The sequence below is a fragment of the Pseudomonas aeruginosa genome (assembly GCF_001457615.1).
GTDB classification, from domain to species: Bacteria; Pseudomonadota; Gammaproteobacteria; order Pseudomonadales; family Pseudomonadaceae; genus Pseudomonas; species Pseudomonas aeruginosa.
In genome coordinates, this window is the sequence record NZ_LN831024.1 from 4,677,686 (window position 1) to 4,693,116 (window position 15,431).

Below are 15,431 nucleotides of genomic sequence, written 5' to 3' on the forward strand. Positions count from 1 at the left end.
CTCGGATGGGCTTTTTTTCGTGCTTTCATCCGCCCCGCAGGTCGACGGGAAGCGGGGCGCGATTGCCTCAGCGCTTGGTCGCCGCGGCCAGCATCAGCGCTTTCATCTCGGCCACCGCCTGCCTGAAGCCGACGAACAGGGCGTGGGCAACGATGGCGTGGCCGATGTTCAGCTCGTTGATGCCGTCGATGGCCGCGACCGGCTCGACATTGTGGTAGTGCAGGCCATGCCCGGCGTTGACGATCAGGCCGAGGGAACGCCCGAGGGCCACGCCCTCGCGTACCCGCTGCAGCTCACGGGCCTGCTCCTCGGGGTCTTCGGCGTCGGCGTAGCGACCGGTATGCAGTTCGATAGCCGGCGCGCCGACCCGGGCGGAGGCCTCGATCTGCCGCGGATCGGGATCGATGAACAGCGACACTTCGCTGCCCACCGCAGCCAGGCGTCGCACCGCGTCGCGGATGCGCTGTTCCTGGCCGGCGACGTCGAGGCCGCCCTCGGTGGTCAGTTCCTCGCGGCGCTCGGGGACCAGGCAGCTATGCGCCGGCCGGATCTCCTCGGCGAAGGCGAGCATTTCCTCGGTGACCCCCATCTCGAAGTTCATCCGCGTCTGCAGTACTTCCTTGAGCACTCGCACGTCGCGTTCCTGGATATGCCGGCGGTCCTCGCGCAGGTGCACGGTGATACCGTCGGCGCCGGCTTCCTCGGCGTCCAGGGCGGCCTTCACCGGGTCCGGATAGCGGGTGCCCCGGGCCTGGCGCAGGGTGGCGACGTGATCGATGTTCACGCCGAGCAGAATTCGAGTGGCTTCAGTCACGGGGTGACTCCTTACGGTTCATGAACAGCTCGCGGCTGACCAGCGGCCGGCCGCCCAGATGGGGAGCGAGCGCCTGGCGCATCAGGCGCTTGGCCGCCGCCAGGGCGCCGGGGGCGCTCCAGTCGGCGTCGGCCATGGATAACAGTTCGGAGCCCTGGAACAGCCCGGGTTGCAGCTGCGCCACCGGCTCCAGGCCGGCCTCTGGCAAAAGCTGGTACAACGCCTGCGGCTCGATCGGGCGCCCATCGATGTCGACATCGAGAGCGAAACCATAGCCCAGTTGCTCCAGCAGGCGCCATTCGAACGCGCGCAGCAGCGGTTCAATGGGTCGCCCCGCCGCCAGCAGCGGCAGGGTCGCGGCGTAGTGGGCGAAGATTTCCGGCTGCGGGTCTTCCGCCGGCAACAGGCGGATCAACAGCTCGTTGAGGTAGAGACCGCTGAACAGCGCCTGGCCATTGAGCAGGTTGGGAACACCGGCGCTTTCCAGCCGGGCCACGGTCTTCAGTTCGCCGCGCCCGCGCCACTCCGCTTCCAGCGGCACGAATGGCCGCGCCAGGGCGCCAGCCTTGCCGCGGGCGCCGCGCAGGACCGCGCGCAGGCGACCCAACGGGGTGAAGAAGTCCACCAGGGCGCTGGTTTCCTTGTACGGCCGGCTATGCAGCACGTAGGTGGCTTGGGCGGCGGCGAAGGACATGGCGGGTCGACCGGGCGCGAGAGGAATGGCGCCCGGCTGGCGCCGGGCTGCCGGGAACGGTCAGAGGTCGCCGTAGCCCAGCGAGCGCAGGGCACGCTCGTCGTCGGACCAGCCGCCCTTGACCTTGACCCAGAGGTTGAGCATGACCTTGGAGTCGAACAGCACTTCCATGTCCTTGCGCGCGTTCTGGCCGATGCTTTTGATCCGCTCGCCCTTGTCGCCGATGATGATCTTCTTCTGCCCCTCGCGCTCCACCAGGATCAGCGCATGGATATGCAGGATGCGACCTTCCTGCTTGAACTCCTCGATCTCCACGGTGATCTGGTAGGGCAGCTCGGCGCCGAGCTGGCGCATGATCTTCTCGCGGACCAGCTCGGCGGCCAGGAAGCGGCTGCTGCGGTCGGTGATCTGGTCTTCGGGGAAGAAGTGCTCGCTTTCCGGCAGACGCTCGGCGACCAGCTTCTCCAGCACGTCCAGGTTGGTCCCGTGCTGCGCCGAGATCGGTACTACCTCGGCCTTCGGCAACTGCTGGGTGAGCCATTCGAGGTGCGGCAGCAGGTCGGCCTTCTCCTCGATGCGGTCGGTCTTGTTCACCGCGATCAGCACCGGGCAACTGACGTACTGCACGCGCTCCAGGACCATCTGGTCCTCTTCGGTCCAGCGGGTGCGGTCGACCACGAAGATCACCACGTCGACATCCTTCAATGCCGCGCTGGCGGTACGGTTCATGTAGCGGTTGAGGGCCTTCTCGCCGCTCTTGTGCAGGCCGGGCGTATCGACGTAGACGGCCTGCACCTCGCCCTCGGTCTTGATCCCGAGCATGTTGTGGCGGGTGGTCTGCGGCTTGCGCGAGGTGATCGCCAGCTTCTGCCCGAGGATGTGGTTGAGCAGGGTGGACTTGCCCACGTTGGGGCGGCCCACGATCGCCACGTAGCCGCAACGGCTGCCGGCGGGGATGTCGTCGTGCATGTCAGTCATGGCCATTCTCCACGCCCAGGGCCACCAGCGCGGCGGCCGCGGCCACCTGCTCGGCGATGCGGCGGCTGCCGCCGTGCCCGTGGGTCTTGTCGCTCAGCAGGGCCACTTCGCAATCGACGAAGAAGGTCCGGCAATGGGGTTCGCCCTGGATATCCACCACCTCGTAGCGCGGCAGGTCGCAGCCACGCGACTGCAGGAACTCCTGCAGGCGGGTCTTGGGGTCCTTGTTGGTGTCCACCGGGGTCAGCTCGCGCAGTTGCGGTCCGAGCCAGGCGATGATCCGCTCGCGCGCGGAGTCCATGCCGGTATCCAGGTAGATGGCGCCGATCAGGGCTTCCATCGCATCGGCGAGGATCGACTCGCGGCGGAACCCGCCGCTCTTCAGCTCGCCCGAGCCCAGCCGCAGGTAGTCGCCCACCTCGAAGCCGCGCGCCAGCAGGGCCAGGGTCTCGCCCTTGACCAGTCGCGCGCGCAGGCGCGAAAGCTGGCCTTCGCGAGCCTGCGGGAAGTGGTGGAACAGCGCCTCGCCGATGACGAAGTTGAGAATGGCGTCACCGAGGAACTCCAGGCGCTCGTTGTTGCGCCCGGCGTAGCTGCGATGGGTCAGGGCCAGGACCATGAGGTCCCGGTCTTTGAAGGTATAGCCGAGCTTGCGCTCGAGTCGGTCCAGCGAATTACTCACGGCATGCGTACACGGAATTCTTTGTCGAAGTGGACCACCAGGTCGATGTTGCTGATCAGTGGCTCGCGTTTTTCATATTTCAGGTGCGCCCGGAATTGGTTGTCTTCCAGTTGCACCTCCAGGGCCTTCTCCAGGTCCAGGTTGCGGATGCCGTTGATCTGCATCCCCTTGCCGACGTAGCTGTAGAACTCCGGCACGGAACGCACCTCGGCCGCCTTGTCGGTCTCCACGGAAGTGATCACCTTCTCCAGCGAGTAGTAATCCATGTAGTGCGGGATGATCTTGAACGCGGCGCTGGCGAAGAACGCCACCACGCCCAGCACCACCAGCCACCCCAGCAGGGACATCCCCTTCTGCGAACGCGCGAACCTCATGTCGGACCTCATGTCAGTGTAGTTATTCCGTCCAGCGAGCGGTAACGCCATCGGGCAGGGCCCTGCGGCGGCGTTCGCGGAAGTGAAAGCGGGGCTGCCCTCGGGAGCAGCCCCGCTTCGCGATTATTCAGCAGGAGCGCCCTTCCGCGTGGCGAACCTGCGCACAGGTCAGTGAATCACGCCGACCCGGGAGAAGTTCGGCAGGTTGCTCATCTTCGGATCGGGCCAGCTCATCCACACGGCGAAGGCCTTGCCGACGATATTGCGGTCCGGAACCATGCCCAGCAGATCCTTGGGGATCTTCGGATCGTTCCAGTAGCGGCTGTCGTTGGAGTTGTCGCGGTTGTCGCCCATCATGAAGTAGTGGCCGGCGGGAATGGTCCACTGGCGGTCGGGCTCGATGCGATAGCGGCTCATTTCCTTGCGGATCAGGTGCTCGGCCTGGCCCAGCTTCTCCTGGTACAGGGTCACGCTGCCCAGGGTGCCCGGTTCCTCGCCGACCAGTTTCTCCGCCACCAGCTCGCCGTTGACGTACAGGCGCTTTTCCTTGGTATAGCGCACGGTGTCGCCGGGCAGGCCGACCACGCGCTTGATGTAGTTGATGTTCGGTTCGCTGGGATAGCGGAACACCATGACATCGCCGCGCTGCGGGTCGCCGATCGGGATCACCTTGGTGTCCAGCACCGGCAGGCGGATACCGTAGGCGAACTTGTTGACCAGGATGAAATCGCCGACCTCGAGGGTAGGTTTCATCGACCCCGAGGGAATCTGGAACGGTTCGACCAGGAAGGAACGCAGCACCAGCACGATGAACAGCACCGGGAAGAACGACTTGCCGTACTCCACCAGCAGCGGTTCCTTGTTGAGCTTCTCCAGCACCGCCGGATCGGGCTCGTTCACCTGCCCTTCGTAGGAAGAGATCGCGGCCCGCCGACGCGGCGCGAACAGCACCAGGTCGACCAGGGCCAGGGCGCCGCATACAGCCACGGCGATGACCAGCAACAACGGGAAATTGAGTGTCATGGGTTCTAGCTATCCACTTTGAGCACGGCGAGGAAGGCTTCCTGGGGAATTTCCACGCTACCGACCTGCTTCATCCTTTTCTTACCAGCCTTCTGCTTCTCCAGCAGCTTGCGTTTACGGCTCACGTCGCCACCGTAACACTTGGCCAGCACGTTCTTCCTGAGCGCCTTGACCGTCGAGCGGGCGATGATCTGCCCACCGATGGCTGCCTGGATCGCCACGTCGAACATCTGCCGCGGGATCAGTTCCTTCATTTTCTCCACCAGCTGGCGGCCCTTGTAGGGGGCGTTGTCGCGGTGGACGATCAGGGCGAGGGCGTCGACCTTCTCGCCATTGATCAGCACGTCGAGACGAACCAGGTTGGACGGCTCGAAACGATCGAAGCTGTAGTCCAGGGAAGCATAGCCGCGGCTGGTGGACTTGAGGCGATCGAAGAAGTCGAGCACCACCTCGTTCATCGGCAGGTCGTAGACCACCTGCACCTGGCCGCTGAGGAAGTGCATGTCGCGCTGCACGCCGCGCTTCTCGATGCACAGGGTGATCACGTTGCCCAGGTGGTCCTTGGGCACCAGGATGGTGGCGCGGCAGATCGGTTCGCGCATTTCCTGGATGGACGCCAGGTCCGGGAGCTTGGACGGGTTGTCGACGTAGATGATCTCGCCATTCTTCTGCACGATCTCGAAGACCACCGTGGGCGCGGTGGTGATCAGGTCCAGGTCGTATTCGCGCTCCAGGCGCTCCTGGATGATCTCCATGTGCAGCATGCCGAGGAAGCCGCAACGGAAGCCGAAGCCCAGGGCTTCGGAGCTTTCCGGCTCGTATTGCAGCGACGAGTCGTTGAGGGTCAGCTTCTGCAGGGCGTCGCGGAAGTCCTCGAAATCGTCCGAGCTGACCGGGAACAGGCCCGCGTAGACTTGCGGCTTGACCCGCTTGAAGCCCGGCAGGACCTCGACGTCCGGCGTGTTGTTAAGGGTCAGCGTATCGCCCACCGGCGCGCCGTGGATATCCTTGATACCGGCGATGATGAAGCCCACCTCGCCCGCCTTCAGGTCGACGGTCTCGGTGTGCTTCGGAGTGAATACCCCGACGCTGTCCACCTGGTGGACCTTGCCGGTGGACTTCACCAGGATCTTGTCGCCCTTCTTCACCCGGCCGTTCTTCACCCGCACCAGCGAGACCACGCCGAGGTAGTTGTCGAACCAGGAGTCGATGATCAGCGCCTGCAGCGGCGCCTCGATCTCGCCTTCCGGGGCGGGGATGGCGGTCACCAGGCGCTCCAGCACCTCCAGCACGCCCATCCCGCTCTTGGCGCTGCAGGCCACGGCGTCGGTGGCGTCGATGCCGATGATGCTCTCGATTTCCTCTTTCACCCGCTCCGGCTCGGCCTGGGGCAGGTCCATCTTGTTCAGCACGGGCATCACTTCCAGCCCCTGCTCGATGGCGGTGTAGCAGTTGGCGACGGACTGCGCCTCGACGCCCTGGCCGGCGTCCACTACCAGCAGCGCGCCCTCGCAGGCGGCCAGCGAGCGGCTGACTTCGTAGGTGAAGTCGACGTGGCCGGGGGTATCGATGAAGTTGAGCTGGTAGGTCTTACCGTCCTGCGCCTTGTAGTGCAGGGTCACGCTGTGGGCCTTGATGGTGATCCCGCGCTCGCGCTCCAGGTCCATGGAGTCCAGGACCTGGGCCTCCATTTCGCGATCGGAGAGGCCGCCGCACATCTGGATGAAGCGATCGGCCAGCGTCGACTTGCCATGGTCGATATGGGCAATGATGGAGAAATTGCGGATATGGCTCAGGTCGCTCACGGCTCAACACACTCGAAAAGGGCAAGGGCGGCAATCCGCCGAAAAATAGCCGGGGAGTTTACCTGATGCTCGGGCAAGGCGTCACGCAGGTAACGGATTGACGGGCATGAAAAAGGGCGGTGGAAACCGCCCTTTTTTCGCCAGCCGGCTTATTCGGCCAGCTTGAAGGTAATGAAGCTGGCGCGTCCCTGGCGCAGCACCCGCATCGAAACCGAACGGTTCTTCGGCAGGGCCTTGGCCACGTCGGCGAAGACCTTGGTCGAGGTCACCGCCTTGTTGTCCAGGTGGGTGATGACATCGCCCGGACGCAGGCCGATGACCGCGGCCGGACCGTCCTGGACTTCCTTGATCACCACGCCGCCCTGGATATCCAGGCTCTTGCGCTGCTCGGCGGTCAGGTCGGCGACGGTCACGCCCAGGCGGTTGCTGCTGCGCTCGGCGCCCGGAGCGCCCATCGAGGCGATTTCCTCGTCGTCGTCCGGAAGGCTGCCTACCGCCATGCTCAGGGACTTGCGCTGGCCGTTGCGAATCACGTCCAGGTTGATCTTGTCGCCCGGCTTCATGTTGCCCACCAGGTGCGGCAGGTCGGCGGACTCGTTGATCGACTGGCCGTTCAGGCTGAGGATCACATCGCCCACCTGCAGGCCACCCTTGGCCGCCGGGCCGTCTTCCACCAGTTGCGCCACCAGCGCGCCGGACGGCTTGTCGAGGCCGAAGGACTCGGCGAGATCCTTGTTCACTTCCTGGATCACCACGCCCAGCCAGCCGCGACTGACCTTGCCGGCTTTCTTCAACTGGTCGGCGACGTTCAGCGCGACATCGATCGGAATGGCGAAGGACAGGCCCATGAAGCCGCCGGAACGGGTGAAGATCTGCGAGTTGATGCCGACCACTTCGCCCTGCAGGTTCAGCAGCGGACCGCCGGAGTTACCCGGGTTGATCGCCACGTCGGTCTGGATGAAGGGTACGTAGCTCTCGTTCGGCAGGCTACGCCCCTTGGCACTGACGATACCGGCGGTGACCGAGTGATCGAAGCCGAACGGCGAACCGATGGCCAGGACCCATTCGCCCACTTTCAGCTTGTTCGAATCGCCCAGTTTCAGGGTCGGCAGGTTCTTCGCCTCGATCTTCAGCACCGCCACGTCGCTGCGCGGGTCCGCGCCGATCAACTTGGCCTTGTGCTCGCTACGGTCGGACAGGCGCACCAGGATCTCGTCGGCATCGGCCACGACGTGATTGTTGGTGAGGATGTAGCCGTCGTTGGAGATGATGAAGCCGGAACCCAGCGATTGCGCCTCGCGCTGCTGGCCGCGCGGATTGCGCGGAACCTGCGGGATGCTGCGTTCGAGGAAGTCGCGGAACATCGGCGGCAGCCCTTCGAGGTCGGGGATAGACAGCTGCCCGCGCGCCATGGCGCGATCCGGCAGCTTCTGCCGCGTACTGATATTCACCACCGCCGGCGACGCCTGTTCGACCAAAGGCGTGAAGTCCGGCAGTTCTGCCCGGGCCGTCATCGCCAGGCTCAAGGCCAGCAAGGCCACCATCGCAGCCATACAGCGTTTTAGGGTATGCATCGACTACAGCTCCCGTGATGTTCGAGGGAAGAGAAAGACTCAGGCCGAATCGGACGGCCCGGAAATCAGCGCTCGCAGAACCACCGGCTGCGAGGCTGGATCATCGGCATGACGACGAGCATGCCGACGCACCAATAGCCAGGCCGCCAGCAAACCCGCCAGCCCGGACACGATGATCAGAGGTTCGACAAGGCCCGCCCGGGTCGCCAGCAATGCTGCCACGAAAAACCCGAGCAGAGGGAAAAGATAGAAGAGGACGGAGGCGCGCAACAACAGGTCTTCATGAATTCCTAGGACGACCGCATCGCCGACCCGCAGGCTCAGGTCGCTCAACGCGCGCACCCGGGCACGCCCCGCGCCGACGCCCAGGCGCTGCATCAGCCCCTGGCCGCAACCGGCATTGGCCGAGCAGGACGAGCAGGTACTGCGGCGCACGGTCTCGACCCATACCGCTCCCGGCTCGGTCGCCACCACTCGCCCCTGCTCCTCGATCATTTCTGGGCGGCGGCCTCGGGCCGGATGGACAGCGCCACCCGCTCGGCGGTGCCCAGCGGCACTTCGCCGACGACGGTCACCATCTGGCCGCCGTCATCGGTCTGCAGGCGCTTGGAAACCACCACGGTCGGGCCGAGCTGGCTGCGCGCGTCGCCAACCATGGCACCGTGCAGCGGCTCGATGAACACCGAGAATCGTGCCAGGCCATCGCCATAGGTCAGGCAGGCGACCGGATCGGGGGTGACCGGACTGCGACGCATGAAACTGCGGGTCAGGGTGAAACCTGGCGGCAGCCATTCCGAGCGCCAGGCCACGGTCTTCTCGCCGTCGGCCTTGGCCGGGCCGACGACCTGGCATTCGGCGCCCGCCTGCAACTGGTCTTCGGCAGGTGCCGCGCCGGTATTCAACTGGGTGAACTGGAAGCGCTCGAGCAACTGCCCCTTCTCGTTCAGCAGCAGCGACTTCAACGGCAGGCCGGTGTCGCGGTCCAGGTGCAGCTCGAAGCCGTAGCGATGCTGGTCGCGCGGAGTCACCGCAAGGACCACTGCCGGGCGGCCGGCGACACGGGATTCGCCGACCAGGCGCAGGTCGTACCAGGAAGCCAGCTGGGAGGGATCGAACTTGCGCACCGGCCACAGCTGGGCATCGGCCAGTTGGTCGGCAAGGCCGCCGCTGATGCACTGGGTGCGCCCGTCGACCCGGACCACTTCCTGGCGCGCGCCGTCGAGCTGGAGCAGGCGCTCGCGAACCGCACCATCGCTCTCCACGCGATGCCAGATCTCATGGGTGGAGAAGCTGCCATTGCGCTCGTAGACGAAGGTGCCTTGGAAACTGTTCTGGCGATCGGCCTCGGCGAGACGATTCAGCCAGTCGGAAGCGTCGGCAGCCTGAGTGGCGGGAACCGCCATCAGGCTGCCAAGCAAAAGCAACAGGGAGGTGGTGCGCATGTCTCTCCTCAGCGGTTTTCCAGGCTGGCTGCCCGAGCGTAGGGCAGCGCGCTCTCTGTACCACTGACGGCGGATTGTTGCACGTGCTGACGCAGGTAGATCGGCAGACGCTGCTCATGCCAGCGGGTATCGCTGGACGAGGAGTTGGTGATCACCTGCGGCGCCCCCTGCTCTTCGCTGTAGCCGGCCAGCACGGCCGGGCCTTTCACCTGAGGCAGGGCGATCTGCGGGGTGGTCCCCTGTTGCGCCATCTGCGGCAGGGCGTCGTTCTGGTTGTACAGACGCACGCCGGCCAGCACCGCCAGGGTCACCGAGGCAGCGACCGCCAGGCGACCGACCATCCGCCACGGTCCCTTCTCCGCTTTCGGCGGAGCGGCCTCGTCGGCCAGGGCAGCAGAGACCGCCGCAGCGATATCCAGCTTCGGCAGGGTAGGCTCGCGGTGCATGACGGACCGCGCCAACTGGTAACGCGACCAGGTGGAACGCAGCTCGGCATCCTCGCCGCAAGCTGCGAGCACCCGCCGCAACTCGAGTTCATCCGCTTCGTTATCCATCACAGCGGACAGAGTTTCCTGCAGGGCTTCACGACTCATAGCGATACCTCTCTTGGCATTTGCCGCTGTGTCAGGCTTCTCGCAACAAAGGCTGCAGAGCTTTGTCGATTGCTTCACGAGCGCGGAAGATCCGCGACCGTACCGTCCCCACCGGACACTGCATCACGGTGGCGATATCTTCGTAACTCAAACCTTCGAACTCGCGCAGGGTCAGGGCCGTGCGCAAATCCTCGGGCAACTGCTGGATGGTCTGGTGCACGGTGGCCTCGATCTCATCCCGCAACATCGCCCGTTCCGGCGATTCGATGTCCTTCAGGGCGTGGTCGCCCTCGAAGAACTCCGCATCCTCTGCGGTCACATCGCTGTCCGGTGGCCGACGCCCGCGAGCGACCAGATGGTTCTTCGCGGTGTTGATGGCGATCCGATACAGCCAGGTATAAAAAGCACTATCGCCGCGGAAATTGCCGAGCGCACGGTATGCCTTGATGAAGGCTTCCTGCGCTACGTCCTGGGCTTCCTGGGCGTCGTGCACGAACCGCACGATCAATCCCAGTATCTTGTGCTGGTATTTCAGTACCAGCAGATCGAAAGCCCGCTTGTCTCCGCGCTGTACCCGTTCAACCAGTTGCTGATCCTGTTCCTGGGTTAGCATGAAAGCTCCTCTTCGAACCTGGAGGAGCTTCGAGCGTCCCAGCGAATCGTCTTGCCAAGATAGACTCGGGCTTCTTGCAAAAGTTCTCCCCTCCAAGCATGCGTCACGAGTTTTTTCCTCGCTCGTGACGTGCGGCCCCGGACATCGTGTCCGGGCCCCGCGAAAATGGATTGCATCGGGCTCAGGGCCCGGCCTCTGTGCCGCTGGGTAGGCCAACCGGACGAGGTCTTCAGGCATCCTGCTTTGGAACCGATGCGTCTAAGAAAGTTCCAGCACTACATCGCCCCGCTCTGATGACGCCTGCCGATGACAGGCCCGCAGCTCATCCGCCGGACCGGCAGCGGGGGTGCGCTATTGTGCCGCCAGGCCCTTCTATATACTAGGGCTCCACCACGGGGAAATGCGGGCATGAGCCAACATTATCAACACGATGTACTGGTCATCGGCAGCGGCGCCGCCGGCCTGAGTCTGGCCTTGACCCTTCCGGAACACCTGCGCATCGCCGTCCTCAGCAAGGGCGAACTGTCGCAGGGCTCGACCTACTGGGCCCAGGGCGGCGTGGCCGCCGTGCTGGACGATACCGACACCGTGGAATCCCACGTCGAGGACACCCTGGTCGCCGGTGGCGGCCTGTGCCGCGAGGATGCGGTGCGCTTCACCGTGGAGCATAGCCGCGAAGCGATCCAGTGGCTGATCGAACAGGGGGTGCCCTTCACCCGCGACGAGCAGCACAACCACGAGGAAGGCAGCTTCGAATACCACCTGACCCGCGAAGGCGGGCACAGCCACCGGCGCATCATCCATGCCGCCGACGCCACCGGCGCCGCGATCTTCAATACCTTGCTGGCCCAGGCCCGGCGGCGACCGAACATCGAGTTGCTGTCGCAGCGGGTGGCGGTCGACCTGATCACCGAGCGCAAGCTAGGCCTGCCGAGCAAGCGCTGCCTGGGCGCCTACGTGCTGAATCGGGAAAGCGGCGAAGTCGATACCTTCCGTGCCCGCTTCACCGTGCTGGCCTCCGGTGGCGCGAGCAAGGTCTACCTTTATACCAGCAATCCCGACGGCAACTCCGGCGACGGCATCGCCATGGCCTGGCGCGCCGGCTGCCGGGTCGGCAACCTGGAGTTCAACCAGTTCCACCCGACCTGCCTGTACCACCCGCAGGCCAAGAGTTTCCTCATCACCGAGGCATTGCGCGGCGAAGGCGCCCTGCTCCGCCTGCCCAATGGCGAGCGTTTCATGCCGCGCTTCGACCCGCGTGGCGAGCTGGCGCCCCGAGACATCGTGGCCCGCGCCATCGACCATGAAATGAAGCGTCTGGGGATCGACTGTGTCTACCTGGACATCAGCCACAAGCCGGCCGAGTTCATCAAGGCGCACTTCCCCACCGTCTACGAGCGCTGCCTGGACTTCGGCATCGACATTACCCAGCAACCGATCCCGGTAGTGCCGGCCGCTCACTATACCTGCGGCGGCGTGCTCGTCGACCAGCACGGGCATACCGACGTGCCGGGCCTCTACGCCATCGGCGAAACCACCTTCACCGGCCTGCACGGCGCCAACCGCATGGCCAGCAATTCGCTGCTGGAATGCTTCGTCTATGCCCGCTCTGCCGCCGCCGACATGCTCCAGCGCCTGCCCGGCACGCCCGTGCCGGAAAGCCTGCCGAGCTGGGACGCCAGCCAGGTCACCGACTCCGACGAGGACGTGATCATCGCGCACAACTGGGACGAACTGCGGCGTTTCATGTGGGACTACGTCGGTATCGTGCGCACCAACAAGCGCCTTCAGCGCGCCCAGCACCGGGTACGCCTGCTGCTCAGCGAGATCGACGAGTTCTACAGCAACTACAAGGTCAGCCGCGACCTGATCGAGTTGCGCAACCTGGCACTGGTCGCCGAACTGATCATCCGCTCGGCCATGCAGCGCCGCGAAAGCCGGGGCCTGCACTACACGCTGGATTATCCGGACCTGCTGCCCGAAGCCCGCGACACTATCCTGGTGCCGCCCATCTACGGCGACTGAAGCGCAGGCGGACACGCAGGCGCCGATGGCTGTCGGCGCCCAATGCATCGGCCGGGATACAGCAGCCAAGGATGCGCCAGCGGCCCGGCAGGCGCACGCGCAGTACGATCAGCCAGGGCAACGCCAGGCTGTCAGGGCGCAATTGCACCGCTTGCCAGCCGCTTCCGGCGCTCCACAGCTGCCAGCCCCGCTCGTCATGGCGCACGCCGCGGAAGGCCCGCGAGCCGCGCAGCAGTACCTGGCGGTACAGCCCCCAGGCACCGTAGGCCAGGCAGACCAGCGCAAGCGGCGGCTTCAGCCAGACCGGCAGCGCCGCCAGCAGGATCGACAGCAGCGCCAGGGCCCACAGTGCCAGGCTCGCCGCCAGCAGGATCGGAGAGACCCGCCAGCGGCATTCGAACGGCTCAATCCGGCTGGACACGGTCCAGGATCATCCGCACCATCCGCCGCAGGTCGGCGTCTTCCGGCTCGCCGCGCTGCATGAACCAACCGAACATGTCCTGGTCCTCGCACTCCAGCAGCCTGCGGAAGCGCGCCTGGTCCTCGGCGTCCAGGCCCGGGTAAACCTCCTGCACGAAAGGCACCAGCAGCACATCCAGTTCCAGCATGCCGCGACGGCTGTGCCAGTAGAGTCGTTTCAGTTCGGTTTCATCTGCCATGTTCGGGCTCCTCGAAAACGCCCGGCATTATAGGGCGGTTGCGCTCGAATGGCGCGGCCCGATGACGAGGCGTCGCTCTGCCGGCGTCCGCCCTTGGTCGTATTGCCCGGCAAACCAAGGGTATCCGCGCGGGCCGCAGGCCCATGCCGACGGCGGCCTCGGAAGTGTCCGACAACCGTCAAGGCGGATGCGCCAGGCATTCTTGCCCGCTGACAAGCCTCGGACCGAGTTCTATGATGACGGTCCTGACTGACTGACCGCGCAGCATCGCAATGGCCGACCCCGCTTTCCACACCCCGCTAGTCCATGAAGGCATCCTCGCCGTCCGCGGCCCTGACGCCGCCAAGTTCCTCCAGGGCCAGCTGACCTGCAACCTCGCCTACCTCAACGACGAGACCTCCAGCCTCGGCGGCCGCTGCAACATCAAGGGCCGCCTGCTATCGAGCTTCCGCATCCTGCCCGAGGGCGACGGCCTGCTGCTGGCGATGGCCGGCGAGCTGCTCGAGGCCCAGTTGGCGGACCTGAAGAAATACGCCGTATTCTCCAAGGCCAGCCTTGCCGACGAGAGCGCAGCCTGGCTCCGCATAGGCTTGCGCGACGCCAGCGAGGCACTGCGCGCCCTGGGGATAGACACCCCGGCGGAGAGCGGCAGGATCGCCCGCCACGGCGACCTGCTCGCCGTCGCCCTGGGCGACGCCCGCGTCGAGCTATGGGTTCCGGCGCAGCGCGCCGAGGCGGTGCTTGCCACGCTCCGCGAGCACAGCCGCGAGGCGCCGCTCGACGATTGGCTGCTCGGCCAGGTGCGCGCAGGCATCGGCCAGGTGTTCGGCGCTACCCGCGAGCTGTTCATCCCACAGATGATCAACCTGCAGGCGGTCGGCGGGGTCAGCTTCAAGAAGGGCTGCTATACCGGCCAGGAAATCGTCGCCCGCATGCAGTATCTCGGCCGCCTCAAGCGCCGCCTGTATCGCCTGGCGCTGGACGCAGACGAGGTGCCGGCGCCCGGCACCGGGCTGTTCTCGCCAGTCCATTCCACCAGCGTCGGCGAAGTGGTACTGGCCGCCCGTACGCCGGAGAACAGCGTGGAATTGCTCGCCGTGCTGCAGGACGACGCCGTCGCCGACGGCCGGATCAGCCTCGGAAGCGCCGAAGGAGCGCCGCTCGTCCTCCTCAATCTGCCTTACACGCTGGACAGCGACCGCGAAATCCAGCGCTGACCGTAAACTGTGCCTCGCCGTCCGCGGACGGCCCGCCAGTATTCCCATGGCCGGTGCACGTACAGCGTGCTCCGGCCATTGCGTTTTCAAAGGAAATGCCATGAGCAAGCTTGCCGACAAAGTCCAACAGGACCTGATCCGCGCCATCGATCAGGATGAACTGGTGCTGCCGACCCTGCCCGAAGTGGCCCTGCAGGTCCGCGAGGCGGCGGAGGACCCGGATGTCAGCATCCAGGCCCTGAGCAAGGTGATCGGCAACGACGCGGCGCTGACCGCGCGCATCATCCGCGTGGTGAACAGTCCGCTGCTGCGCAGCCCGAAGGAAATCACCGACCTGCAGATGGCGATCAGCCGGTTGGGCATCAACTACACCTGCAACCTGGCCACCGGCCTGGCCATGGAGCAGATGTTCCAGGCCACCACCGACGTGGTCGACCGCAAGATGCGCGAAGTCTGGAACAAGAGCACCGAGATCGCCGGCATCTGCCACGTGCTGGCCCGTCACTACACCCGCCTGGCGCCGGACCAGGCGACCCTGGCCGGGCTGGTGCACCAGATCGGCGTGCTGCCGATCCTCACCTACGCCGAGGATCACAACGAGCTGCTGTCGGACTCCATCAGCCTGAGCCACGTGATCGAGCGCATCCATCCGCTGATCGGCGAGCGCATCCTCAAGGCCTGGGATTTCCCCGCGCCGATCGCCGAGGTCCCGCGCCAGCACCTGGACTTCACCCGCAACTCGCCGCGCGCCGACTATACCGACCTGGTCCAGGTCGCCACCCTGCAGAGCTACCTTGGCAGCGAGCATCCCTATACCCGCCTGGACTGGAGCCAGATCCCGGCGTTCGCCAAGCTCGGCCTCGAGCCGACCGTCGACATGAAGGAAGACGAGGACCTCTCCAGCGCCCTGGAAGCCGCCACCAGCATGCTGCAATAGG

General features: G+C 65.4%; 17 protein-coding genes. 3 read left to right on the plus strand and 14 right to left on the minus strand.

The window, feature by feature from the left end; genetic code table 11:
- Positions 1-67 precede the first annotated feature (67 nt).
- The 12 genes from pdxJ to rpoE form a co-directional block, all read right to left on the minus strand.
- A complete protein-coding gene (gene pdxJ, locus AT700_RS21480; protein WP_003101974.1) occupies positions 68-814 on the minus strand; it encodes a pyridoxine 5'-phosphate synthase in 747 nt (248 codons plus the stop codon).
- The gene (gene recO, locus AT700_RS21485) at positions 807-1,508 is read right to left on the minus strand and encodes a DNA repair protein RecO (RefSeq protein WP_003101972.1); all 702 of its coding nucleotides are present in this window, start codon (positions 1,506-1,508) and stop codon (positions 807-809) included. Before recO ends, pdxJ begins: the two co-directional genes overlap by 8 nt.
- A gap of 60 nt (positions 1,509-1,568) precedes the next feature.
- Complete coding sequence (era, locus tag AT700_RS21490; RefSeq protein ID WP_003085566.1) at positions 1,569-2,486, minus strand: GTPase Era; 918 nt, start codon at positions 2,484-2,486, stop codon at positions 1,569-1,571.
- Positions 2,479-3,168 (minus strand): ribonuclease III, encoded by a 690-nt coding sequence (gene rnc, locus AT700_RS21495; RefSeq protein ID WP_003085565.1) that lies wholly within the window; start codon positions 3,166-3,168, stop codon positions 2,479-2,481. The genes era and rnc overlap by 8 nt, the downstream gene beginning before the upstream one ends.
- Positions 3,165-3,542, minus strand: coding sequence for a DUF4845 domain-containing protein (locus AT700_RS21500; RefSeq protein WP_003085562.1), 378 nt, complete (start codon positions 3,540-3,542; stop codon positions 3,165-3,167). Before AT700_RS21500 ends, rnc begins: the two co-directional genes overlap by 4 nt.
- Before the next feature lie 168 nt (positions 3,543-3,710).
- The gene (lepB, locus tag AT700_RS21505) at positions 3,711-4,565 is read right to left on the minus strand and encodes a signal peptidase I (protein WP_003101969.1); all 855 of its coding nucleotides are present in this window, start codon (positions 4,563-4,565) and stop codon (positions 3,711-3,713) included.
- A 5-nt stretch (positions 4,566-4,570) separates the two neighbouring features.
- A complete protein-coding gene (lepA, locus tag AT700_RS21510; protein ID WP_003085555.1) occupies positions 4,571-6,370 on the minus strand; it encodes a translation elongation factor 4 in 1,800 nt (599 codons plus the stop codon).
- A 149-nt stretch (positions 6,371-6,519) separates the two neighbouring features.
- A complete protein-coding gene (mucD, locus tag AT700_RS21515; RefSeq protein ID WP_003114183.1) occupies positions 6,520-7,944 on the minus strand; it encodes a serine protease MucD in 1,425 nt (474 codons plus the stop codon).
- A 39-nt stretch (positions 7,945-7,983) separates the two neighbouring features.
- Entirely contained in the window at positions 7,984-8,439 is a 456-nt protein-coding gene (gene mucC / locus AT700_RS21520; protein ID WP_003110245.1) for an alginate biosynthesis regulator MucC, read from the minus strand.
- Positions 8,436-9,386 (minus strand): sigma factor AlgU regulator MucB, encoded by a 951-nt coding sequence (gene mucB, locus AT700_RS21525; protein ID WP_003101960.1) that lies wholly within the window; start codon positions 9,384-9,386, stop codon positions 8,436-8,438. Before mucB ends, mucC begins: the two co-directional genes overlap by 4 nt.
- Before the next feature lie 8 nt (positions 9,387-9,394).
- Entirely contained in the window at positions 9,395-9,979 is a 585-nt protein-coding gene (mucA, locus tag AT700_RS21530) for an anti-sigma factor MucA (RefSeq protein ID WP_003101958.1), read from the minus strand.
- Between the two features lie 31 nt (positions 9,980-10,010).
- Positions 10,011-10,592: an RNA polymerase sigma factor RpoE gene (gene rpoE / locus AT700_RS21535; RefSeq protein WP_003085543.1), complete on the minus strand. Its 582-nt coding sequence runs from the start codon at positions 10,590-10,592 to the stop codon at positions 10,011-10,013.
- Between the two features lie 408 nt (positions 10,593-11,000).
- Between rpoE and nadB the strand changes: the two genes are divergently transcribed.
- Positions 11,001-12,617: an L-aspartate oxidase gene (gene nadB / locus AT700_RS21540; protein WP_003101954.1), complete on the plus strand. Its 1,617-nt coding sequence runs from the start codon at positions 11,001-11,003 to the stop codon at positions 12,615-12,617.
- Here the strand turns inward: nadB and AT700_RS21545 are convergent.
- Together AT700_RS21545 and AT700_RS21550 are read right to left on the minus strand one after the other, a co-directional pair.
- A complete protein-coding gene (locus AT700_RS21545) occupies positions 12,586-13,038 on the minus strand; it encodes a protein YgfX (protein WP_003114181.1) in 453 nt (150 codons plus the stop codon). The genes nadB and AT700_RS21545 overlap by 32 nt on opposite strands.
- Positions 13,022-13,276: a succinate dehydrogenase assembly factor 2 gene (locus AT700_RS21550; protein ID WP_003145753.1), complete on the minus strand. Its 255-nt coding sequence runs from the start codon at positions 13,274-13,276 to the stop codon at positions 13,022-13,024. The genes AT700_RS21545 and AT700_RS21550 overlap by 17 nt, the downstream gene beginning before the upstream one ends.
- Before the next feature lie 272 nt (positions 13,277-13,548).
- Here AT700_RS21550 and AT700_RS21555 point away from each other — a divergent pair, with 272 nt between their 5' ends.
- Together AT700_RS21555 and AT700_RS21560 are read left to right on the plus strand one after the other, a co-directional pair.
- The gene (locus AT700_RS21555; RefSeq protein WP_003101947.1) at positions 13,549-14,493 is read left to right on the plus strand and encodes a YgfZ/GcvT domain-containing protein; all 945 of its coding nucleotides are present in this window, start codon (positions 13,549-13,551) and stop codon (positions 14,491-14,493) included.
- A gap of 100 nt (positions 14,494-14,593) precedes the next feature.
- Positions 14,594-15,430 carry an HDOD domain-containing protein gene (locus AT700_RS21560; RefSeq protein WP_003085528.1) on the plus strand — a complete coding sequence of 279 codons (837 nt, stop codon included), beginning with the start codon at positions 14,594-14,596 and terminating at the stop codon, positions 15,428-15,430.
- The last annotated feature ends 1 nt before the right edge of the window (position 15,431 follow it).